Origin of the sequence: Prochlorococcus sp. MIT 1304, from assembly GCF_047305015.1 — a bacterium.
In the GTDB taxonomy this organism is placed as follows: Bacteria; Cyanobacteriota; Cyanobacteriia; order PCC-6307; family Cyanobiaceae; genus Prochlorococcus_A; species Prochlorococcus_A marinus_E.
In genome coordinates this window covers 647,735-669,018 of sequence record NZ_CP138974.1, presented here as the reverse complement: position 1 = coordinate 669,018, position 21,284 = coordinate 647,735, and the positions used below count along the sequence as shown (strand labels likewise).

Annotated in this window: 23 protein-coding genes; 13 read left to right on the top strand and 10 right to left on the bottom strand. The window is 32.5% G+C overall.

Features of this window, described 5'->3' with window-relative positions; translation table 11 throughout:
• The first annotated feature begins 22 nt into the window (after nucleotides 1-22).
• The 9 genes from SIB45_RS03645 (at nucleotide 23) to SIB45_RS03605 (ending at nucleotide 7,269) form a co-directional block, all read left to right on the top strand.
• The gene (locus SIB45_RS03645) at nucleotides 23-1,483 is read left to right on the top strand and encodes a hypothetical protein (RefSeq protein WP_011862207.1); all 1,461 of its coding nucleotides are present in this window, start codon (nucleotides 23-25) and stop codon (nucleotides 1,481-1,483) included.
• Nucleotides 1,484-1,608: 125 nt separating this feature from the next.
• A complete protein-coding gene (locus tag SIB45_RS03640; RefSeq protein ID WP_011862206.1) occupies nucleotides 1,609-2,754 on the top strand; it encodes a citrate synthase in 1,146 nt (381 codons plus the stop codon).
• A 75-nt stretch (nucleotides 2,755-2,829) separates the two neighbouring features.
• Nucleotides 2,830-3,948, top strand: a complete 1,119-nt coding sequence (gene nuoH, locus SIB45_RS03635) for an NADH-quinone oxidoreductase subunit NuoH (RefSeq protein WP_011862205.1) — start codon at nucleotides 2,830-2,832, stop codon at nucleotides 3,946-3,948.
• A gap of 68 nt (nucleotides 3,949-4,016) precedes the next feature.
• Entirely contained in the window at nucleotides 4,017-4,643 is a 627-nt protein-coding gene (gene ndhI / locus SIB45_RS03630) for an NAD(P)H-quinone oxidoreductase subunit I (RefSeq protein ID WP_011862204.1), read from the top strand.
• A 13-nt stretch (nucleotides 4,644-4,656) separates the two neighbouring features.
• Nucleotides 4,657-5,256, top strand: coding sequence for an NADH-quinone oxidoreductase subunit J (locus SIB45_RS03625; RefSeq protein ID WP_011862203.1), 600 nt, complete (start codon nucleotides 4,657-4,659; stop codon nucleotides 5,254-5,256).
• A gap of 18 nt (nucleotides 5,257-5,274) precedes the next feature.
• Nucleotides 5,275-5,595, top strand: a complete 321-nt coding sequence (gene nuoK / locus SIB45_RS03620) for an NADH-quinone oxidoreductase subunit NuoK (RefSeq protein ID WP_011862202.1) — start codon at nucleotides 5,275-5,277, stop codon at nucleotides 5,593-5,595.
• 9 nt (nucleotides 5,596-5,604) lie between these two features.
• The gene (locus SIB45_RS03615; protein WP_011862201.1) at nucleotides 5,605-6,516 is read left to right on the top strand and encodes an NAD(+) kinase; all 912 of its coding nucleotides are present in this window, start codon (nucleotides 5,605-5,607) and stop codon (nucleotides 6,514-6,516) included.
• Entirely contained in the window at nucleotides 6,517-7,014 is a 498-nt protein-coding gene (locus SIB45_RS03610; RefSeq protein ID WP_011862200.1) for a CYTH domain-containing protein, read from the top strand.
• A gap of 66 nt (nucleotides 7,015-7,080) precedes the next feature.
• Nucleotides 7,081-7,269 carry a hypothetical protein gene (locus SIB45_RS03605; RefSeq protein ID WP_011862199.1) on the top strand — a complete coding sequence of 63 codons (189 nt, stop codon included), beginning with the start codon at nucleotides 7,081-7,083 and terminating at the stop codon, nucleotides 7,267-7,269.
• Here SIB45_RS03605 and SIB45_RS03600 read toward each other — a convergent pair.
• Nucleotides 7,232-7,510: a helix-turn-helix domain-containing protein gene (locus tag SIB45_RS03600; RefSeq protein WP_011817646.1), complete on the bottom strand. Its 279-nt coding sequence runs from the start codon at nucleotides 7,508-7,510 to the stop codon at nucleotides 7,232-7,234. The two genes, SIB45_RS03605 and SIB45_RS03600, sit on opposite strands and share 38 nt — an antisense overlap.
• A gap of 77 nt (nucleotides 7,511-7,587) precedes the next feature.
• Here SIB45_RS03600 and SIB45_RS03595 point away from each other — a divergent pair, with 77 nt between their 5' ends.
• On the top strand, nucleotides 7,588-8,478 hold the full coding sequence (locus SIB45_RS03595) for a methylenetetrahydrofolate reductase (RefSeq protein WP_011862198.1): 891 nt from the start codon (nucleotides 7,588-7,590) through the stop codon (nucleotides 8,476-8,478).
• Here SIB45_RS03595 and SIB45_RS03590 read toward each other — a convergent pair.
• The 5 genes from SIB45_RS03590 to SIB45_RS03570 all read right to left on the bottom strand — a co-directional run bounded on the left by SIB45_RS03590 (nucleotide 8,462) and on the right by SIB45_RS03570 (nucleotide 15,142).
• Nucleotides 8,462-9,640, bottom strand: a complete 1,179-nt coding sequence (locus tag SIB45_RS03590) for a nucleotidyltransferase family protein (RefSeq protein ID WP_011862197.1) — start codon at nucleotides 9,638-9,640, stop codon at nucleotides 8,462-8,464. The two genes, SIB45_RS03595 and SIB45_RS03590, sit on opposite strands and share 17 nt — an antisense overlap.
• Before the next feature lie 47 nt (nucleotides 9,641-9,687).
• Nucleotides 9,688-10,509 carry a segregation/condensation protein A gene (locus SIB45_RS03585; RefSeq protein WP_011862196.1) on the bottom strand — a complete coding sequence of 274 codons (822 nt, stop codon included), beginning with the start codon at nucleotides 10,507-10,509 and terminating at the stop codon, nucleotides 9,688-9,690.
• Between the two features lie 123 nt (nucleotides 10,510-10,632).
• Nucleotides 10,633-12,228, bottom strand: coding sequence for an NAD(P)H-quinone oxidoreductase subunit 4 (locus tag SIB45_RS03580; RefSeq protein WP_011862195.1), 1,596 nt, complete (start codon nucleotides 12,226-12,228; stop codon nucleotides 10,633-10,635).
• A 130-nt stretch (nucleotides 12,229-12,358) separates the two neighbouring features.
• Nucleotides 12,359-14,380, bottom strand: coding sequence for an NAD(P)H-quinone oxidoreductase subunit 5 (locus SIB45_RS03575; RefSeq protein WP_011862194.1), 2,022 nt, complete (start codon nucleotides 14,378-14,380; stop codon nucleotides 12,359-12,361).
• 33 nt (nucleotides 14,381-14,413) lie between these two features.
• Complete coding sequence (locus SIB45_RS03570; RefSeq protein WP_011862193.1) at nucleotides 14,414-15,142, bottom strand: NnrU family protein; 729 nt, start codon at nucleotides 15,140-15,142, stop codon at nucleotides 14,414-14,416.
• A gap of 83 nt (nucleotides 15,143-15,225) precedes the next feature.
• Between SIB45_RS03570 and SIB45_RS03565 the strand changes: the two genes are divergently transcribed.
• Nucleotides 15,226-16,170, top strand: a complete 945-nt coding sequence (locus SIB45_RS03565) for a LysR family transcriptional regulator (protein ID WP_011862192.1) — start codon at nucleotides 15,226-15,228, stop codon at nucleotides 16,168-16,170.
• A gap of 6 nt (nucleotides 16,171-16,176) precedes the next feature.
• On the opposite strand, the gene SIB45_RS03560 is transcribed toward SIB45_RS03565, so the two are convergent.
• Both SIB45_RS03560 and ndhM read right to left on the bottom strand, forming a co-directional pair.
• Nucleotides 16,177-16,800, bottom strand: coding sequence for a DUF3172 domain-containing protein (locus SIB45_RS03560; protein WP_025943236.1), 624 nt, complete (start codon nucleotides 16,798-16,800; stop codon nucleotides 16,177-16,179).
• Nucleotides 16,797-17,144, bottom strand: coding sequence for an NAD(P)H-quinone oxidoreductase subunit M (ndhM, locus tag SIB45_RS03555; RefSeq protein ID WP_011862190.1), 348 nt, complete (start codon nucleotides 17,142-17,144; stop codon nucleotides 16,797-16,799). Before ndhM ends, SIB45_RS03560 begins: the two co-directional genes overlap by 4 nt.
• A gap of 90 nt (nucleotides 17,145-17,234) precedes the next feature.
• On the opposite strand from ndhM, the gene pds reads away from it, so the two are divergent.
• Both pds and SIB45_RS03545 read left to right on the top strand, forming a co-directional pair.
• Nucleotides 17,235-18,635 (top strand): 15-cis-phytoene desaturase, encoded by a 1,401-nt coding sequence (pds, locus tag SIB45_RS03550; protein WP_011862189.1) that lies wholly within the window; start codon nucleotides 17,235-17,237, stop codon nucleotides 18,633-18,635.
• A 40-nt stretch (nucleotides 18,636-18,675) separates the two neighbouring features.
• On the top strand, nucleotides 18,676-19,584 hold the full coding sequence (locus tag SIB45_RS03545; RefSeq protein WP_011862188.1) for a phytoene synthase: 909 nt from the start codon (nucleotides 18,676-18,678) through the stop codon (nucleotides 19,582-19,584).
• On the opposite strand, the gene SIB45_RS03540 is transcribed toward SIB45_RS03545, so the two are convergent.
• Together SIB45_RS03540 and SIB45_RS03535 are read right to left on the bottom strand one after the other, a co-directional pair.
• Complete coding sequence (locus tag SIB45_RS03540) at nucleotides 19,585-20,004, bottom strand: RNA recognition motif domain-containing protein (protein ID WP_011862187.1); 420 nt, start codon at nucleotides 20,002-20,004, stop codon at nucleotides 19,585-19,587.
• 58 nt (nucleotides 20,005-20,062) lie between these two features.
• Entirely contained in the window at nucleotides 20,063-21,280 is a 1,218-nt protein-coding gene (locus tag SIB45_RS03535; protein ID WP_011862186.1) for a CCA tRNA nucleotidyltransferase, read from the bottom strand.
• Between the last annotated feature and the right edge of the window lie 4 nt (nucleotides 21,281-21,284).

The following is a 21,284-nucleotide window of genomic DNA, read 5'->3' as shown; positions in this document are numbered from 1 at the left end:
AAAATAAAAATAAACATTGATAATGAAACTTAGAGTAATAGCAATAATCCTATTATTATCTTTATTACTTTTTTTTGGTTTTAAAAAAGTTTCTACTAATAAAAATAAGGAACAAAGTACAAATATTGAGCAACTAAATATCTTAAAATATGCACCTGAAAACAATAAATTATTATTTATTTCAAATTTAGATAATTTTAATATCGTTAATAATAATGAAAAGGATAAAAATCCAACAAATAAAGATAACTTTTTTTTAATAAAAGACTCTATATTAGATTACTTAGGAATAGATCTAGACAACAATAAATTAGAAGATATCTATAATAATGAACTTATAATCTCAACTTTTGAAAATAATAAAAAACTTAAAGATGACATTTTGATTGTTTTTAAAATTAAGCCAGAAAAAACAATAGACGATTTATTAAATTTGCCTAATAAAATTGATCAGATTGATGAGATAATTTCAATTAATAGAGAAAACAAAATAAATTTCCTTAACTATATATACCGTACTGAAGATAATTATATAATTGCTTCATCTGATAAAAAATTGATTAAAAATAGTATTAACTCTAGAAATGATTTTAAAGAAAAAAAATTTCAATATGAGGGAGAACTTTTCGGACTAAAAAACCAAAAAAATATACTATTTACAAAGAAATTTAGAGATAGTATTTTTTTTAATAAAGAAATTTTGAATGAGGGAAATGAGGATGTTGTAGCAACAATATTCGACTTAAAAAATGATAATTTAATTTTAAAATCATTTTTACTAAATAGTAAAAAAAATATTGATATTCTTACTTACGATAACCTAATAAATAAAGAAAATACGAATGAAGATTATCCTGAAGTTTCAATTTTTAGTGATGTAAAAAATTTTAAGCAATATCTAAAACCTCTAACTAATAATTTTGAAAATAGTTTTTTTGAAGACTTAAATCAAACCGCAAGTCAAAATATTTTAATTCTCAATTCAAAAAAAAATTGGCTTATTACATTTGAAAAAAATACTGAAGATCAATTTGATTTAAGTGCTTGGAAAAAACTAAAAGATTTCAACAAATATACTTTAAAACAAAACGAAGATATTTACTCGATTTATTCCAAAGATATTCTTGAAGAAAAAGACGATGTAATAAAACAATTAACTTATGAAAATATCTATTCAATAGAAGCAGGAAATTTAAAAATCATAAGTAATCATTTAATTGATGGTAAAAAACTAGATACAATCTCAAAAAAATTTTATAATTTAAAAAATAATAAAGATAATTCTGCTTTTCTCTATGCAAAAGTTGATATCAAAAATGGAAATTCTAATAAAGTTGAATATTTTTCTGATTTGGAAGATCTTAATTTTCTCATAAGAAATATTTTAAAAATATCAAATGAAGAATCTATTGAAATCATAAGACAATCTATTCCTGAAAAAAATCCAATTCTCTATACAGAAACTAGTTTAAAAATTAATTAATAAACTTACTTGAATTAAGCTTAAAAAAAATCAATTTAAATTCTCCGCCAAATTAATAACTTGTGGTTAATTAAAAATTATTTGACTATCTTTAATCTATAAGTATTTGATATTGAATTAAGCAATTGGATAGCAACAAACTAATTTTAAAACCAGGATTAGAAGGTGTCCCAGTTACTAATTCATCTATCTGTGATATTGACGGGAACAAAGGTAAATTATTGTATAGGGGCTACTCCATTGAGGAACTATCCCAAAAAAGCAGTTTTTTAGAAACTGCTTACCTATTGATTTGGGGTGAATTGCCCACAGCTATTCAACTAAGGGATTTTGAACAAGAAGTTCAAATGCATAGAAGGTTAAGTTTTAGAGTCAGAGATATGATGAAATGTTTTCCTGCGACAGGTCATCCTATGGATGCTCTTCAATCTAGTGCAGCTTCTTTAGGGCTTTTCTATTCACGTAGAGCAATAGATGATCCTAATTACATTTACAACGCAGTAATAAGACTTATAGCAAAAATACCTACTATGATTGCTGCGTTTCAACTTATAAGAAAAGGACAAGACCCTATTCAACCTCGTGACGATTTAACTTACTCATCAAATTTTCTTTACATGCTGACAGAAAAAGAACAAGATCCAATAGCTGCAAAAGTTTTTGATAGGTGTTTAATCCTACATGCCGAACATAGTTTAAACGCAAGTACATTTAGCGCTAGGGTTACTGCAAGCACTCTTACAGACCCATACGCTGTCATAGCCTCTGCAGTAGGAACCCTGGCTGGTCCGCTGCATGGAGGAGCAAATGAGGATGTGATTGCAATGTTAGAAGAGATCAAAACTCCAGAAAATGCTGCTTCTTTTTTGGATAACGCGATAAAAAATAAAAGTAAGATTATGGGCTTCGGTCATAGAGAATATAAAGTCAAAGATCCAAGAGCAATAATTCTTCAAAAACTGGCAGAGGAGCTTTTTATTAGATTTGGAGCAGATGAAATGTATGAAGTTGCAAAATCACTTGAAGCAGAAGCAATACCAAGACTTGGACCTAAGGGTATATTCCCTAACGTGGATTTTTATTCTGGTCTTGTTTATAGAAAACTTGGTATTCCTCGTGATTTGTTTACTCCAATTTTTGCCATCTCTAGAGTCGCTGGTTGGTTAGCTCATTGGAGAGAGCAACTTGGAGCAAATAGAATTTTTAGACCATCGCAAATCTATACTGGTTCAGCACCAAGAGATTGGATCAGCCTAGAAAACAGAAAATAATATTTGCAGCTTTTCATAAAAAACACACATATTGTTTGTGAAGAGTTAATCTATTAAGTAAATAACATAAAAATTTTGGAATACGGATTAGATCTCGAATATAGTTTTAATGAATTCTTAAAAGGTTTTGGCCTGTCCAGCGAAATTGCTCATATAATTTGGCTCCCTCTACCTATGCTTTTGGTTTTAGTAGCGGCAGTTGTTGGCGTTTTAGTAACAGTTTGGCTTGAAAGAAAAATATCTGCTGCCGCTCAACAAAGAATAGGTCCCGAATATGCAGGTGCACTTGGCGTCCTTCAACCAATTGCAGATGGTCTGAAGTTACTTGTTAAAGAGGATATTATTCCTGCTAAAGCGGATGGAATCCTCTTCACCGCAGGGCCCATATTAGTTCTTGTTCCAGTGATTCTGTCCTGGCTGATCGTTCCCTTTGGACAAAACCTTTTAATAAGTAATGTAGGTATTGGAATTTTCCTATGGATCGCTTTAAGCAGTATCCAGCCAATTGGACTTCTTATGAGCGGATATGCATCAAATAATAAATATTCATTGTTAGGGGGATTAAGAGCAGCAGCTCAATCAATAAGTTATGAAATTCCTTTAGCTTTATCTGTACTGGCTATCGTACTAATGACAAATTCTCTAAGTACTATTGATATTGTTAATCAACAAAGTGGTGCTGGAATCCTAAGTTGGAATATATGGAGACAACCTGTTGGTTTTATAGTCTTCTGGATTTGTGCACTTGCAGAATGTGAGAGACTTCCATTTGACTTACCTGAAGCTGAAGAAGAATTAGTTGCAGGATATCAAACTGAATATGCAGGGATGAAATTCGCACTGTTCTACCTTGGTAGTTACATAAATTTAATCCTTTCAGCATTATTGGTATCAATACTTTATTTAGGAGGTTGGGGTTTTCCTATTCCAGTTGAATTAATAGCCAAGTTTCTAAATTTGCCCATTAATGCACCTTTAATACAAGTCTTTACTGCATCAATAGGAATTGTAATGACTGTATTGAAAGCTTATCTTTTAGTTTTCATTGCAATATTATTACGTTGGACAACTCCTAGAGTCAGGATAGATCAACTATTGGATCTAGGATGGAAGTTTCTTCTTCCAATTTCTCTTGCTAATCTTTTGATAACTGCAGGATTAAAACTTGCTTTTCCGCAATTCTTTGGAGGTTAAACTTAAGTAAAAATACTTAAATTTAAATTTAATCCACTAAAATAAAATCACTGAGTAAATTCTTCAAAATGAAAAATTTCCTTCAACAAATTAATAGCTATATCAAAGAAGCATTTAATGCTGGCAAATATTTATATAATGGCTTTTCAGTTACTTTTGATCATCTTCGAAGAAGACCTGTTACTGTCCAATATCCATATGAAAAATTAATACCCTCTGAAAGATATAGAGGGAGAATACATTATGAATTTGATAAATGTATTGCTTGTGAAGTTTGCGTGAGAGTATGCCCTATAAATCTCCCAGTAGTTGATTGGGTAATGAATAAAGAAACCAAAAAAAAGGAACTTAGAAATTATTCTATAGACTTTGGAGTTTGTATTTTTTGCGGAAATTGTGTTGAATATTGTCCAACTAATTGTCTTTCAATGACCGAAGAGTATGAATTAGCTACTTTTGACAGACATAATCTAAATTTTGATAATGTTGCACTTGGAAGGTTACCTACAAACGTGACAACAGATCCTTCAGTAAAACCCCTAAGAGAACTTGCCTATCTTCCTAAAGGGGTCATGGACCCTCATGAAGTCCCAAGCTCAGATACTAGAGTTGGTAAATTACCAGAAGAAGTTTATGATTGGATGAGATCAGAATCCAATGAAAAAAAAGATAAAGCTTCTAATCCAAACAATTAATTTCCATTAATTTATGTCCATCGCAATAACAACTCAAATTATTTGTTTTACAATTTTGTCTTTAGTGATTCTGATTGGAGCACTAGGTGTTGTATTGCTAGAAAGTATTGTCTATTCAGCCTTTCTTTTAGGAGGAGTTTTCATGAGTGTAGCAGGACTATATCTTCTTTTAAATGCCAGTTTTGTTGCTGCAGCACAAGTACTAGTTTATGTGGGTGCAGTTAATGTATTAATAATCTTTGCAATAATGCTAGTCAATAAAAAAGAAGATTTAAAACCAATCAATGACATCAAATCAAGAAGAATTATATCGACATCAATATGTTTAACCCTGCTTAGCCTTTTAATAAGAGTTGACTTGACTAATACATGGAGCCTATCAAGTACTCAAAACTCTATAGGTGAAGAATCAACTATCAGAATTGGTGAACATCTTTTTAGTGATTATTTACTCCCATTTGAAGTAGCCTCAGTTTTACTTTTGATGGCAATGATTGGGGCTATTGTTTTAGCTAGAAGAGATGTAATGAGTAAGGATATTTCCACTGGATTACCTGTTGATCAAGAGTTAATTGAAAAATCATCAGAACCATTGCTTACAAATAAAAACTAACCTTTCACCTTTCGTATAATGAGTTTAGAATCAATTCCTATTCAAGCATTTTTAATAGTATCTTCATCACTATTCTGTATTGGTATTTGGGGATTATTAAATAGCAGAAATGCAGTAAGAGTTCTTATGAGCATTGAGTTAATGCTCAATGCAGTAAATATAAACCTAATGGCATTTTCTTCCTATATTGATAATAATTTAATACAAGGACAAGTTTTTACAATTTTTGTGATTACTGTTGCTGCCGCAGAAGCTGCTGTAGGGTTAGCTATCTTATTATCTCTTTATAGGAATAGGGTGACTGTAGATATGGAAAGTTTTAATTTATTAAAATGGTAAAACCACTAAATGAAACTCTCATTAGTGCTTATTGTATATCGTTCAGATAGTTCTATCGCTAAAGAGGCTTCTAAATTCTGTGAAGAAGTCCTCAAAGCTAAAAACATAAAATCAAAAAGAATTGAAAGTGATTTTTATAAAGATGAAATTGAAAAATATTTTTGTAATAAGGAATTAAAACCAAATATTGGCATAGTTCTTGGTGGAGATGGAACCTTTCTAAAATGTGCAAATGCTTTAGCTGATTATGATATTCCTTTGTTGAGCATTAATATTGGTGGAAATCTGGGTTTTCTTACACAAGAAAAAGATTTTTTGTTTGATAAATCTTTTATTGAAATACTTGAAAAAGAAGAATATACAATTGACTTTCGTAATAGATTAAACTGTAATGTCTGTATTAATGGGACAATTTCTGAGAAAAAGATAATAAAAAGTTTCGATGCGTTAAATGATTTTTATTTTAAATCTGTTGAAGAAGACATTTCTCCAACCAATCAAATACAGATTGAAATAGATAACGAGAAGGTTAACGAATATAAAGGTGATGGATTAATCATATCTACATCTACTGGCTCAACAGCCTACTCAATGGCTGCAGGGGGGCCAATAGTGCACCCAAGTATTGATGCGATGATAATTAACCCTATATGCCCGATGAGTTTGGCTAGTAGACCAATAGTCATACCTAATACAAGTAAGGTAATAATCAAACCTGTAAAAAAAAGTAAAGGGGAAATTAAATTATGGAGAGATGGTTCAAAATGTATGACCATCAAGGAAAATTATTATTGTGAGATCAAAAAAGGGCAATCACCCTGCAAAATAATAAAATTTAAAAAAAGCACTAATTACTACAATACCCTAATTAAAAAACTAGACTGGAAAGGCGATTTATCTCAAAAATATCCAAAACATTAAATGGCCTTAGAGATAGAAAGAAGATTTCTTATAAAAAATGACAATTGGAAAGAATTCATAAATAAAAAAATTCCTATTGAACAAGGATATTTATCCAACAGTTTAGATGGTTGGATAATTAGAGTAAGGTTGACAGACAAAAATTCAAAAATTGCACTGAAAAAACATATTAAGGGCTTTACCAACTTTGAATTTGAATACTCCATTCCACGAAGCGATGCTGAAACAATACTTTCAAATATTTCAAATACAATTAAAAAAGATAGATTCTTTTTAGAAGTTGAAAAAAAATCTTGGATTGTAGATTGCTTTAAAGAAAATAATTATCCTCTTAAAATTGCAGAAATTGAACTTTCCAATGAAGAAGAAGATTTATTTATTCCATCTTTCATTTCAAAAGAAATTACTGGGCTGACCCATTACTCCAATTTCAATCTCGCTAACAATCCTTTTTCAAAGTGGAAAGAAGACTATTTAACAACTTTCAAAAGTAAGTAGTCAAAGGAGCCTCTGATACTTTATATTTTCTTTATATTTAAGAAAAGTTATTTTTATTCACTTCGGATGTATGGTCTTTACGACAAGGAAGGAATATTGAGATTTGTTGATTCAGACAAGGATGCATGTATTGCATATGCTGAACTCTTCGAATTAGGTTCTACAAATTATTGTCTAATGGATTTGGTGAATGATACAAAAAAAGAAAATGGTAATACTAATCTTGATCAGAGTCTGGAAGTGTACAACAATTAAATCCATCTCTACAAATCTTGCCGTTGTCCATTGCCCAATTTAAAAGCGCTACTCTGTTTTTAGAACCAGTTTTTGTAAACATATTACTTACATGATTATCGACAGTTCTTTTACTAATGGTTAACTTTACCGCAATTTCTTGATTTGTAAGCCCATCAGCTACGAGATCAATGATTTCCATCTCTCTTGCTGAGAGACCCATCATATCAATGTTGTTTACTTCTTCTTCAACCATTTGCATTTAAACAGTTCCTTTTTTATATTAATTAAGTTTAGCAATCTCAGTACACTTGTTAACCAACTAGGAAACAAAAGCAATTGAAATCAAAACTTCAGCAGACCTTAGAAAAAAGATCTAAGGTAATAACGGCAGAGTTAATGCCGCCAAGAGGTGGAAGCCCCATAAGATCTCTTAAGATAGCACAACTTTTGAAAGATAAGGTACACGCTGTTAACATTACTGATGGAAGCAGAGCTGTAATGAGAATGTGCAGCTTGGCAATGTCTAAACTATTACTGGAAAATGGGATAGAACCAGTAATGCAAATTTCTTGCAGGGATCGTAATAAAATTGCTTTACAATCAGACATTCTGGGAGCAAATGCTTTAGGAATTAGGAACATCTTGTGCATTACCGGTGATTCAGTAAAAGCTGGGGATCAACATGACGCCAAAGCCGTACATGAGTTTGAGTCAGTCAGATTGCTTGAACAAATTCAGGCTTTCAATCAAGGAATTGATCCTACTCTCGGAGAACTTTCGGATAAAAAAACATCTATTTTTGCAGGTGCTGCAGCTGATCCTAGTTGCAAAAATAAAAGAAGTTTAGAAAATAGAATGCGAAAAAAAAAAGAGGCTGGAGCTGGATTTGTACAAACTCAAATGGTTATGGAAAGACAAAATTTGATAGATTTTTGTGAACAAATTAGCAATCCTCTTGAAATTCCTGTAATTGCCGGTGTTTTCCTATTAAAGTCTTACAAAAACGCTCTCTTTATAAACAAATACGTTCCAGGCGCAAACATCCCTGAAAACATCTTAAATCGTCTTAAAAATGCTAAAAACCCTTTACAAGAGGGTATTAAAATTGCAGCAGAACAAGCTCATGATTTTATTAATATCGCAGATGGTGTTCATATAATGGCCGTAAAAGCAGAGCATTTAATTCCTGATATTCTTGAAAAAGCTGATATTAGTCTGGAATATTAATCAAATCAGTACCTAATAATTCTGCCATAGCTTTCTGCTGAGGCGATGGCTCAGTCAAATCAGATCTTCTTGAATCTGCAATTAACCAATCTAAAGATGCATCTTGCAAATCAAAATGATCTCCGTTTTTCCCAACACAATATTTACCAAACACTAACTTATCCATAAGTCTTACACCTTTACCAATTTTAGAATAATCAAAAATAATTGAGTTATCTATAGTTGCTCCCTCGCAAATGCAACAACTTGGTCCAATCATGGAGGGGCCAATAATAGTTGCTCCATCCTCGATCCTAGTCATTCCTCCTATGTAAACAGGCCCAGTAATATTAATCTTTTCCCAGTTAGCCGCTACATTTAAACCAGTAAAAACTCCTGGTTTTATTTCCTTACCTGGTATTTGTACTTGTCTTACCTTGCCTTGCAATACATTTCTAATAGCACTCCAATAATCAGGAACTTTCCCAATATCTACCCATTCAAAATCCATTGGTAATGCAAAAAATGGTAAATCCATTTCAACAAGTTTAGGAAAAAGATCAGCTCCAATATCAAATTTCTCTGCTGAAGGTATGTAATTAAAAATTTCGGGTTCGAAAAGATAAATTCCTGTATTTATAGAATCACTTAAAGCTTGATCAACTGTTGGCTTTTCCTGAAAAGCCTTTATTCTTCCATTTTCATCAGAAACTACTACACCATAACTTGATACTTGATCTTTAGTTACTTTCTTTGTTATCAAGCTGGCAATAGCTCCTTTCTGTTTATGTTTTTTAACAGCTTGAGTTAAATCTAAATCAACTAAAGCATCACCACATAAAACAACAAAAGTTTCATCAAAAAAACTTTGAAAATCCTGAATTTTTTTTAATCCTCCTGCTGATCCCAAAGCATCGCCTATTAATTCTCCATCTTCAATTCTTCCCTCAAAACTATAAGCAATTTCTACTCCAAATCTTTGTCCATCCCTAAAATAATTTTCAATTTCTTCAGCCAGATGTGAAACATTTACCATTATTTCCTTAAAGTTATGTTCTCTTAAAAGTTCCAAGAGAAATTCCATAACAGGTTTTTGTAAAATCGGAATCATCGGTTTCGGAATCACATGAGTAATAGGCTGAACACGTGTGCCTTTACCTGCCGCAAGTATCATTGCCTTCATAAATACAAAACCATTTTTTAAATTATACGTTATTGCTTATGAAGCTTCTAAGCAGCCGATGAAGAGGCATTACTCACTTCAAGATTTTCTATAGGCAATTGAGCTAAGCCACCATCAGGTATTATTCTTTTAATTTGAATTGGACCATATAAGGAATTAATTTGCTTAATTTCAATTCTATTCTCAGATGATAAAAATAACAAAGCCCAAAAAACTCCCAACCGATCTTTATCCAAATCATTTTTTACTACTGTTTGCCATTTCTTTACTAAATATTCAAAATCTGTCCATTGTAATGCTTTTTCCCATCCATCAATAAATTTCCCCAATGCTTTAGTGGTTTCTGGAAGTTTCTCGCGATGTGCTAGAGATTTTACTTGAGAAATTAAAGCCTTATCAGAATATTTTTTATTTCTTTTTCTCTTCATGAGCAGAAGATCTTGGGTTTCTATAACTTCTGCTATAGACTCTAACTGACTTACAAGTTCTCCCAATGTTGTTGTACGTTTAAGAATTGGTTGTGCAATTGATCTTCTCCTAAGATATTTTTCAGGGAATTTTGGAATATCAAACTCTTTATCAATCCAATCTTGATCTTCCATGTCAAATTCATCTTCAAAATCGGAAGAATTTTCTTTAAAGACATCAGATTCCAAAACCTGAGCCTTAAGATTAACTAGCACGGAGGCTGCAAAAAATGCTTCGCTGGTCTCAGCTAAATCCTTATGATAGGAGAGTTGACTATTTGAAGATTGATTAAAAGTATGAGAGTATTGCTCTAAAAAACTATCAATTACACTTATTACATCAATATCCCATGGATCAAGTTCTCCTTTGCCTGCTGCGTCTTGAAGAAACTTAATCAACAATCTAGGACCTAATTGTTGCCTGTCAATAGGATTGAAATCGGATATTTTAAATTAGATAAAATCTACTCACAAGATATCTTTTAATTGATTTAATGCCAAACAATATTGCATTAATTTAAAAAATTATATTGTTGGAGCTTTTAGAATATCATTTGTCTTAGTTCCTGAAAAAATATTTGTTTTAACTGCACTTTTAACTGCAGTTAAATCTCGATCGACCAAATTATTTATAGAAGCAATATAACTTTCAGTAACTAATCTTGGGTACAAACCTATTCCGATAATAGGCAAAAGTAAACAAGCTATAATATAAACTTCCCTTGGCTCTGCATCTATAAGTTTTCGTTCTTCGATTAATTTAGGATTTTCTTTACCAAAGAAAATCTCTCTTAACATAGAAAGTAGATAAATAGGGGTAAGTATTACACCGATAGCAGCTAAAGAGGCCATCACTACCCTAAAAGGAAGTGTATACACTTCATCAGTAACAAATCCTGTAAATACCATCAATTCGGAAACAAATCCACTCATACCAGGTAAAGCGAGGGAAGCCAGGGAGCAAGCAGTCCAAAGGGCAAACATTATTCTCATTTTTTGTCCAACGCCACTCATTTCATCAAGTTTAAGAGTCTTTGTTCTGTCATAGGTAGCCCCAACAAGAAAAAATAAACTTGCGCCAATTAATCCATGACTAACCATTTGCAGCATAGCTCCGCTTGTTCCAAGGCTACTAAAACTACCTATTCCAATGAGAACGAAACCCATATGACTTATCGAACTGTATGCAATTTTTCTTTTAAGATTTCTTTGAGCAAAAGAAGTTAATGCAGCATAAATTATATTGACTACCCCTAAAACTATTAACAAAGGGGCAAATTGAGCATGAGCAACGGGTAATAATTGTGCATTAAATCTTAAAAGAGCATATCCTCCCATCTTTAATAAAATTCCTGCAAGAAGCATATGAACAGGAGCTGTAGCCTCTCCATGTGCATCTGGAAGCCATGTATGAAGAGGTACTATTGGGAGTTTTACTCCAAATGCAATTAGTAGCCCTACATAACAGAATATTTGGAATTTCTGATTAAAATCTTGAGCTGCCAAGTGAGAAAACTCAAAGTTAGGAATTTCTGTACCATAGAAACCCATTGCTAATGCTGCTAAAAGAATGAAAATAGAACTGCCAGCCGTATAGATAATGAATTTAGTTGCGGCATATTGTCGATTTTTGCCACCCCAAATGGCCAGTAATAAATATACTGGAATCAACTCCAGTTCCCAAGTTAGAAAGAATAAAAGCATATCTTGTACAGCAAATACAGCGATTTGCCCACCATCCATAACCAATATCAAAAAGAAAAATAACTTTGGTTTGAACTTGACTGGCCATGCAGCAAGAACTGCTAAAGCAGTTATAAAACTAGTTAATAGTATTAAAGGCATAGACATGCCATCAGCACCAACAGACCAAGTAAGCCCTAAATCCGGGAGCCAACTAATATTTTCTTTCAGTTGAACATTTTCATTATTGATATCAAAGCCATTAATATATGAACCTACAGTTATTAAAAAAGTTATTAATGCAATAGATAATGCGAACCATCTCACTTCTTTGCCATCCCCTTTATCTGGGAAAAAAGGTATTACAAATGCACTACCAATTGGGAATAAAATTGAGGCAGACAACCAAGGAAAGTTAGACAATCCAGCTCCCAACATTCCAAAAATTTGTGTCGCAAAATGCGTATAAAAATAAGTACTCAATTTAATAAGAAATTTATCTTAAATAAAGTCTAGAAATTTTCTGTATTTTTTCACCCCAATGGACAGTGAAGACACACAATTGTAATTAAGATACTTGAGGAGATTGAAAACCAAATATAGCAACCAGCAGAATTACTCCTCCAAAAACAATAAGGGCATAAAATTGAGCCCTACCAGTCTCAAAATATTTTAAACCCTCTCCACTACCTAAAGTTACAAGTCCAGTTAGATTTACGACTCCATCAACAACCTTAGAATCAACCTCCAAAACTTCTTTGGCAAGTTTTCTACTACCCTTAACAAAAAGTTTTTCATTAATATCATCTAGATACCATTTGTTGGATAAAAATTGGTTGATGCGAGGAAACTTTTCGGCGAATAAAACTGACAAATTAATTTTTTTCACAAAATATGCCTGATAAGCAATAATGATTCCAGTTGATGCAATAACTACTGACGCAAGTGCTAAAGGCAAAAATTCTTTTAACTCAAAGGCTTTTGCAGCAGTCTCTGCTTCTTCAGGATTAAGTAAATTTGCAATTTTGCTATCCCAGGGAAGTCCCATAAAACCAATAATTACAGACGGTACAGCTAGAAATACCAAAGGAAATGTCATTGACCAGGGTGACTCATGAATAGAGCCGTGTTCTTGATGCTCTTCTTCATTTTCTTCATCTAGGTTTGTTTTAGAGGCTATTAGAAGCTCTTTTTGCAATTCTTTATTCTCCCCTCTGAAATCTCCTTCAAATGTCAAGAAATAAAGCCTAAACATATAAAAAGCAGTCATGCCAGCTGTTAGAAGTCCTACAAACCAAAAAGCTGGGAATGATATAAAAGCATTTCCGAGTATCTCGTCTTTACTCCAAAAACCTGCCAATGGGGGAATTCCACTAATTGCTACACAACCTATTAAAAATGTTGTTGCTGTATATGGCATTTTTTTTCTTAAACCGCCCATCAATCTCATATCTTGAGCTAATACAGGCTGATGGCCAACTACTTCTTCCATAGCATGTATTACGGAACCTGATCCCAAAAATAGCATTGCTTTAAAGCAAGCATGAGTTACTAAATGAAAAATTCCTGCTACTGGTGCTCCACAACCCATTGCGAGCATCATATACCCAAGCTGAGAAACAGTGCTATAAGCTAACCCTTTTTTTAAATCCATTTGAGTCAAAGCTATAGAGGCTCCTAAAAAACAAGTAATGGTACCAACTAAAGCAATAATGAACTGAATAGAGGGGAATATTGAATACAAAGGTTGAAGTCTTGCTACAAGAAAGATTCCTGCTGCAACCATTGTTGCAGCATGGATAAGTGCAGAAATTGGCGTAGGACCTTCCATTGCGTCAGGTAACCACACATGAAGAGGAAACTGAGCAGATTTAGCCATTGGCCCTAGAAAAACTAAAAAACAAAGTAATAAAGCAGCCCAAATGGGTATCGAATGGTCAGATATCGATTGAGAAATTCCAGTAGCTATTTCGTTAAAATCAAAACTATTTGTTGCCCAAAATAGGCCAAGAATTCCTAGTAGTAAACCAAAATCTCCCACTCTATTAACAACAAATGCTTTTTGTGCAGCGTGTGCAGCGCCATCCCTGTCATACCAAAAACCAACTAATAAATAAGAACACATCCCAACTAATTCCCAAAAAACATAAATTTCTAATAAATTCGGACTAACTATTAATCCCATCATTGAACTGCTAAATAATGCTAAATATGTAAAAAATCTGACATATCCTTTGTCATGAGCCATGTAACCATGAGAGTAAATCATTACCAGCAAAGTTATTGTAGTTACTAAAGCAAGCATTACACTCCCCAAAGGATCGAGGACAAATCCCATTGGAATTGTGAAATCGCCTGCATTGGCCCATACAAATAATTTTTCTACTGATTGATAACCATTAACTTGTTCAATTAAAGCTTTATAACTAATTACTGCAGAAATTCCAACGAAAGAAATCAGACCTACAGAAACAATTTCTCTTGAATTATTAATTTTCTTGTTGATGCTTATTAGTCCTAAGCCAGAAAGCACTGCTCCAATAAGTGGGAAAACGGGAATTAACCAGGCAATTTCTGAAGCTTGTGGCATTTTTTAAAGGATTTATACATTGATTTTAAACTGTCAATTGAAAAATTCAGACAAAAATGATGAATTAAATGTTTTAACAGCAATATTTATATATTGATGAGACCACCAAAGTACACTTATTGCAATTAATATTCCAACTTGAGATAACCTAAAAAATTCTTTAATCTTAAATTCTTGCCTCCCCTCAATTATCGCCAAGAAAGGAATTATGGAAGTATTTTTTTTAAATTTTTCAAATTCTTCTCCAAATCTATTTGCTAATCTCTTGTCGCCATGCCAGATTGCAAAAAGGTGATGCAAAACTAAGCCAATAGAAGTTACTAATGTGAATGATGTACCAATCCATAAAGTATGAGCAAAACACCAAATTATCTGACCAAATGCTTGTGGATGTCTTGTGATTCGCATTATCCCAGTCCCATAAATTCGTACTTTAGGTTTTAAAACGGAAGGAATTTCTAGCAAATTGTAAGTAGCGGGATATAAAAATAAAAAACTAATCGCTGTTAAGAACCAAACGACCATAAAAACATAATTATTGCCCTGAAAATTCCATAATCTGATTCCGTCATATCTATGAGCTAAAAAATAACTAATCAAGATAATTGCAGATGGCAAACTTAAAAAAACAAAACATAACCGCCATAATCTTGGACCCATAATAGATTCTGCTTTGATTCTTAAAGCAGCTCCCCCACTATGAATAACCGCAAAAATCAAAATCAAAATTAGGATGATCAGCGAAGTTTTATGAGTCTCCATTAAATTAAATTGTTCAAATAAATTTTGTTCTTAACAAGAATGCTCCTAAGCATTAGAATTATAAGAAATTGTAGGCATAATAGATGCCAGAATTACCATTTACACTCGACCAATTAAGAATATTAAAAGCTATAGCAGCTCAAGGAAGTTTTAAAAAAGCTGCAGATATCTTATATGTAACCCAACCTGCCGTAAGTTTACAAATACAAAATTTAGAAAAACAACTTGAAATCACAATTTTCGACAGAGGTGGTAGGAAGGCTCTTTTGACTGAAGCAGGGAGACTATTGCTTGAATATTGTGAACGAATTTTGAATCAATGCGACGAAGCTTGCAAAGCTATTGAAGATTTAAATAGCTTAAAAGGTGGAACTCTTGTCATTGGAGCGAGCCAAACAACGGGTACCTATTTAATGCCGAGAATGATAGGACTATTCAGACAAAAATACCCTGATGTATCAGTTCAACTTCAAGTTCACAGTACAAGAAGAACTGGTTGGAGTGTGGCCAATGGACAAATTGACTTAGCCATTATTGGCGGACAATTACCTGGAGATTTGGAAAATTTGCTACAAGTAATTCCATATGCCACTGATGAATTGGCATTAGTTTTACCATCTAAACATCAACTTTCGACTAAAAAAGAGCTTCTAAAAGAAGACTTATACAAATTAAATTTTGTAACTTTAGACTCACAATCTACAACGAGAAAAGTTGTTGACAAACTTCTCCAAGATTCTGGGCTTGATATTCAAAGATTAAAAATTGAGATGGAACTTAACTCTCTTGAAGCAATCAAGAATGCAGTTCAATCAGGTTTGGGAGCTTCCTTTTTGCCTGTTGTTTCTATTGAAAGAGAATTATCGGCTGGAACAATCCACAAAGCATTCGTTGCTGATTTAGAGGTAAAAAGAGAACTTAAATTAATTACTAATCCGTCAAGATATACATCAAGAGCATCAGAAGTATTTAAGAAAAACATTCTTCCACAATTTGCTAGTTTAGAAAGCCCTTTGAGGTATTTATAATATCGATCAAAACTGAATTGCTTCTTTATTAATACCTACACCGCCGTCTTCAGCTTGTCCATCACCCTTAATTATAAATTTATTTTCATTTACATCAGTCTGATAAACGCATTTAACTATTGGCTTATCCCTTATAGAACCTATATAAGCAAAAGTATTCATCCTTTGCTTACATTCTCTTACATCTTCATTACTAATTGCGCCCTGTTTTTGTAACACTGTCCAATTCTCTCTTCTTATAACACACCCTGGCTGAAGAGCTGGTTGCGTTACAAAACTCGTAGATGGATTTAGAGTCGTATACATTTCAACATCAATTACAAAAGCACTAGCTCCCCATTGTCTGCAAAATTCAGGATCTGGAACAGCCATATCTAATTGTTGTTGACTTGCTATATTTCCTTGCCCACCATCAGTTGTACTCGTAATAGCGCTCCCGATACCAACTCCTAAAATTAATACTCCAGCAAGTACGGCAATGGTTCCTGTACTAAAGTTGATCTTTTGTTCAGAAGAAGCAGGCAATCTATTGCTTCTTTGACCGTACGGGTCCATGTCCTTTGGATTTGGTGGATAATAACTTCTATTAGAGCCTCTTCTTGGCCTTCTATTTGAGGATGATCTATTCACAGCACTTCATTTGTCATTGGTAAACCCATTGAATAATTCATTACTCTACAATCAGGGTTATAGCTAAGCTGACCATTTTGAAGCAAAAATTTAATCAAACCTTCAATTTCTGATCCTATTTTTCGAAGTTCATAATCATCTAAATCCTTTCCTGCTCTCTCTTTTATTAATCCATTGAATTTTTCATTTATTTTGTTTAGAGAATCTTCGTTCCAAATGAATTCGTTATCGGGGTCTAAATCAAGAGTTAGTTTATTAGGATGAAACTTTAATTCTTCATCTACCACTTCGGCAGTAAAAATTCTTACATGCCTGGTAGTCGATTTTAAAAGCATTTTTTCCATAATTTTACGAAATAATCAACGAAATAAACTATTATGTTCTAACTTTAATGTAGCTTATTAGTAAGTGTTAATTTATTTTTTGATTTAATAATGCGTGTTGTAATTGCTGGTGCTGGTTTAGCGGGTTTATCTTGCGCTAAATACTTGGTCGATAATGGACACATTCCTATTGTACTTGAAGCCAGAGACGTTTTAGGTGGGAAAGTTGCCGCATGGAAAGACGAAGATGGAGATTGGTATGAAACTGGGTTACATATATTTTTTGGAGCCTACCCAAATATGCTGCAACTTTTTAAGGAATTAGATATTGAAGACAGGCTCCAATGGAAAAGTCATTCAATGATTTTTAATCAGCCATCAGAGCCTGGAACTTACAGTAGATTCGACTTTCCCGATATACCTGCTCCAGTTAACGGTGTATCAGCAATACTAAGCAATAATGATATGCTTTCATGGAATGAAAAGATTCTATTTGGATTAGGTTTAGTCCCTGCAATGTTGAGAGGCCAAAAATACTTAGATAAGTGTGATACAAAATCATGGACAGATTGGCTAAAAGAGCACAATATACCGGAAAGAGTTAATGATGAAGTATTTATAGCGATGAGTAAAGCTCTTAATTTCATTGGACCGGATGAAATATCATCTACAGTTTTATTAACAGCATTAAATAGATTTCTACAAGAAAAAAATGGTTCTAAAATGGCATTCCTTGACGGAGCTCCTCCAGAAAGACTATGCCAGCCAATGGTTGATTATATTACCGCTCGTGGTGGTGAAGTTCACATGAATAGTCCATTAAGGGAAATCAATCTTAATGAGGACAGCACTGTTAAAAGTTTTACTATTGCCTCTTTAGATAAAAACGAAAAGAAAGAGCTTACGGCTGATGCTTATGTAAGTGCAATGCCTGTAGATCTCTTTAAATTAATGATCCCAAAACAATGGAAAGGGTTAGATGCTTTTTCTAAATTAGATGGTTTAAATGGCGTGCCAGTCATTAATATCCATTTATGGTTTGACAAAAAATTAACAGATATTGATCATTTATTATTCAGCAGATCACCTCTCCTCAGTGTTTATGCAGATATGAGTATCACCTGCAAAGAATATGAAGATCCAAATAGATCAATGCTTGAATTGGTTTTTGCACCAGCAAAAGATTGGATAAATAGGAGTGATCAGGATATTGTTGACGCAACTATGGAGGAACTCAAAAAATTATTCCCAACTCATTTCATGGGAGACGATAAAACAAACTTACGCAAATATAAAGTAGTCAAAACTCCAAGATCTGTTTATAAAGCAGTTCCTGGATGCCAAGAGTTCAGACCTAGTCAAAAATCTCCTATAAAAAACTTCTTTTTAGCAGGTGACTATACTATGCAAAAATATTTAGCATCAATGGAAGGAGCTGTTTTAAGTGGTAAATTATGCGCGGAATCAATCAATAAGGAGTATTCCAAAACTCCTCAAAATGTTTCTTCATGAGATTTACATTTCAGTAATTTAAAAATTCATCTAAAACTTTTTGAAAAATTCAATTTCTCAACTAGATCAAGCATACGAGATATGCCGAAAAGAAACCCAAAAGTGGGCTAAAACCTTTTACTTGGGAACGCTTCTGCTACCTGTAGAGAAAAGAAAAGCTATTTGGGCTATTTATGTTTGGTGTAGAAGAACAGATGAAATAATGGATAGCTTAGAAGCTTCAACTAAATCGCAAGATGAACTTACAGAAAATTTAAATGCATGGGAAGAAAATACAAGGAATGTTTTTAAAGGCAACATTAAATCGGAATTAGATGCCGTTCTACTAGACACCATAGAAAAATATCCACAAAGTATTCAACCTTATCTAGACATGATAGATGGCCAGAGAATGGATCTTAATAAATTCAGATACAAAGATTTTGATGAATTAAAACTCTATTGTTACAGAGTCGCAGGGACAGTTGGTTTGATGACTCAGAATGTCATGGGGATTGATAGCGCTTATACATCAGCCCCATGGAGTGCCAAACCTGACCCCTCAGAAGCCGCTATAGCTTTAGGTATAGCTAATCAATTAACAAATATATTAAGAGATGTCGGCGAAGATAGGCAAAGAGGTAGAATTTATCTCCCTCAAGAAGATATTGAAAAATTTAATTATTCTGAAGAAAAACTTTTAAAAGGTGAAATAAACAAACAATGGAAAGCACTTATGAACTTTCAATTAACTAGAGCTCGCGATTGGTTCCAGAAATCTGAAGATGGAATCAAATGGTTATCTTCCGATGCAAGATGGCCTGTTTGGACATCCTTACGTCTTTACAGAGGAATATTAGATTCTATAGAAAGGCTAGACTATGATGTCTTTAATAATAGAGCTTTCGTAAAAAATTCAGTAAAAGCTTTTGAAATTCCAATATCGTTTTTAATTTCTCGAATTAAATGACTAAGCAGGAGTCTTCTGATTAGCTAACAAATCTTTTAATTTAGATAGTTCTCCAGCCCATCTTGGATCAGGAGCTTCTAAGTTAGGGGCATCACTGTGAACAATTTTCTTAAAGTCTTTCCTCTTCTTATTCTTATTTAATTTTCCACCATTTCTTTTATTTGAAGCAGAATCTTTCTTTTCTGATAGCTCTACTCTTAATTTAGAACCATTAAATTCAAAACCATTTAACTTTTGAATTAATAAATTAGCATTATCTTCATTATTAGTTGTCGCAAAACCAAAACCTCTGCATTCCTTAGTTTCCTTATCTAGAACTGCTTTAAATCTGATCGAATCAGAAACTGACTTTAAAAGTGTATCAAATTCTTTTGGATTAAATCCTTGTGGTAAGTTGCCAACGTAAATGCGAATGCTCATAAATTTTTAAAAATGATTTTGAAGTCTGAACTTCTAAACAAAACTAAGCTATGTGTATTTAATCACATTTTGGCGCATTTTGTTCAATCCATCGCTTTGCTTTATAAATAGCTTCATCAAAATTATTCAATCTTTTATACGCAAGTTCTTTCGAAAGATACTGTAAAAGCTCTCCTAAGATAGGCCCATCCTTTATTTTTAAATTTTTTTTAATTACATCACCATTAAGTAAGTTTGAAGGATGGAATAATTTATCATTGTTGTCACGCCATCTATGAAGCCAATCTAATCGAGAGTTTTGAGGTAAATAAAAAATAAATAATGGAAGAAACATCTCTAATTCTTTATGTAATGCAAATCTTTCTGCTTCAGTTAATTGAGAGATATTTTTTTTCTCCAACAAAAAATGCCATTTTCGTAATAACTTAGTTTTTGAAATTTCAGCTTTACTAAATTTAAGTTTCTCTAGAGATACAACATCTAAAATTTGAGCAATAAAAAATGATGGTAAAAATTTTTCTTTTTCTTCCTGATTAAGTTCTGCATAATTAATTTTCTCTAAATCCAAAAAAAAAGAATCTTCAAATAAATTATCAATACCAAATATATTTAATTTTTTTATCAGCAATACTGCCTCAAGAGCATTCGCTCCATTAACTATTTTCTGTATTTCATAATTAATTCTCTCTTTAGCAGCAATATATAATTTCACTTTATTTTTTTTTATAAAAGTAATTAAATTAAGATCAATTTTAAAATTCAATTCCGAAACAAATCGAAAACATCTTAATATTCGCAAAGGATCATTCAGTAAATTTTTTTCAGAATGACTTCTAAGCAAAGAAATCTCTAGATCTTTAAGACCATTTAATGGATCTAACAAACATTTCTTATCTAATAAAAAAGCAATTGAATTAATCGAAAAGTCTCTAGAAAACAAATCTCCTTCTATCGTAGATGAAACTTGATTAGCAATATCAATATCAATATTATTAAGAAAAATTCTTACTACTTCTCTTTTTTCATCTAAAACTATAAATTTTGATTCAATATTTTCTGCAATCTTTTTCCCAATTTCAATTGCTTTTAAAGGTACCACAATATCAACATCTAGCTTTTCAGTTTTTCTTCCTAAAATAATATCCCTTATGTAACCGCCAACCAAATATGATCCTTTAGGTAAAAAACCTAATATAAAATTCAAATTATGAAATTTTATACTTTTTTCTAATTCATCAATAATTAGTGTATGATCTGTGAGAACGCTATTTTTCATTTTA

Coding starts and splice junctions, on each gene's coding strand:
- SIB45_RS03645 (WP_011862207.1), top strand. CDS start 23: ATGAAACTTAGAGTAATAGCAATAATCCTATTATTATCTTTATTACTT.
- ndhI (WP_011862204.1), top strand. CDS start 4,017: ATGAAAAATTTCCTTCAACAAATTAATAGCTATATCAAAGAAGCATTT.
- SIB45_RS03625 (WP_011862203.1), top strand. CDS start 4,657: ATGTCCATCGCAATAACAACTCAAATTATTTGTTTTACAATTTTGTCT.
- nuoK (WP_011862202.1), top strand. CDS start 5,275: ATGAGTTTAGAATCAATTCCTATTCAAGCATTTTTAATAGTATCTTCA.
- SIB45_RS03615 (WP_011862201.1), top strand. CDS start 5,605: ATGAAACTCTCATTAGTGCTTATTGTATATCGTTCAGATAGTTCTATC.
- SIB45_RS03610 (WP_011862200.1), top strand. CDS start 6,517: ATGGCCTTAGAGATAGAAAGAAGATTTCTTATAAAAAATGACAATTGG.
- SIB45_RS03605 (WP_011862199.1), top strand. CDS start 7,081: ATGTATGGTCTTTACGACAAGGAAGGAATATTGAGATTTGTTGATTCA.
- SIB45_RS03600 (WP_011817646.1), bottom strand. CDS start 7,510: ATGCAAATGGTTGAAGAAGAAGTAAACAACATTGATATGATGGGTCTC.
- SIB45_RS03590 (WP_011862197.1), bottom strand. CDS start 9,640: ATGAAGGCAATGATACTTGCGGCAGGTAAAGGCACACGTGTTCAGCCT.
- SIB45_RS03580 (WP_011862195.1), bottom strand. CDS start 12,228: ATGTTGGGAGCTGGATTGTCTAACTTTCCTTGGTTGTCTGCCTCAATT.
- SIB45_RS03575 (WP_011862194.1), bottom strand. CDS start 14,380: ATGCCACAAGCTTCAGAAATTGCCTGGTTAATTCCCGTTTTCCCACTT.
- SIB45_RS03570 (WP_011862193.1), bottom strand. CDS start 15,142: ATGGAGACTCATAAAACTTCGCTGATCATCCTAATTTTGATTTTGATT.
- SIB45_RS03565 (WP_011862192.1), top strand. CDS start 15,226: ATGCCAGAATTACCATTTACACTCGACCAATTAAGAATATTAAAAGCT.
- ndhM (WP_011862190.1), bottom strand. CDS start 17,144: ATGGAAAAAATGCTTTTAAAATCGACTACCAGGCATGTAAGAATTTTT.
- pds (WP_011862189.1), top strand. CDS start 17,235: ATGCGTGTTGTAATTGCTGGTGCTGGTTTAGCGGGTTTATCTTGCGCT.
- SIB45_RS03540 (WP_011862187.1), bottom strand. CDS start 20,004: ATGAGCATTCGCATTTACGTTGGCAACTTACCACAAGGATTTAATCCA.
- SIB45_RS03535 (WP_011862186.1), bottom strand. CDS start 21,280: ATGAAAAATAGCGTTCTCACAGATCATACACTAATTATTGATGAATTA.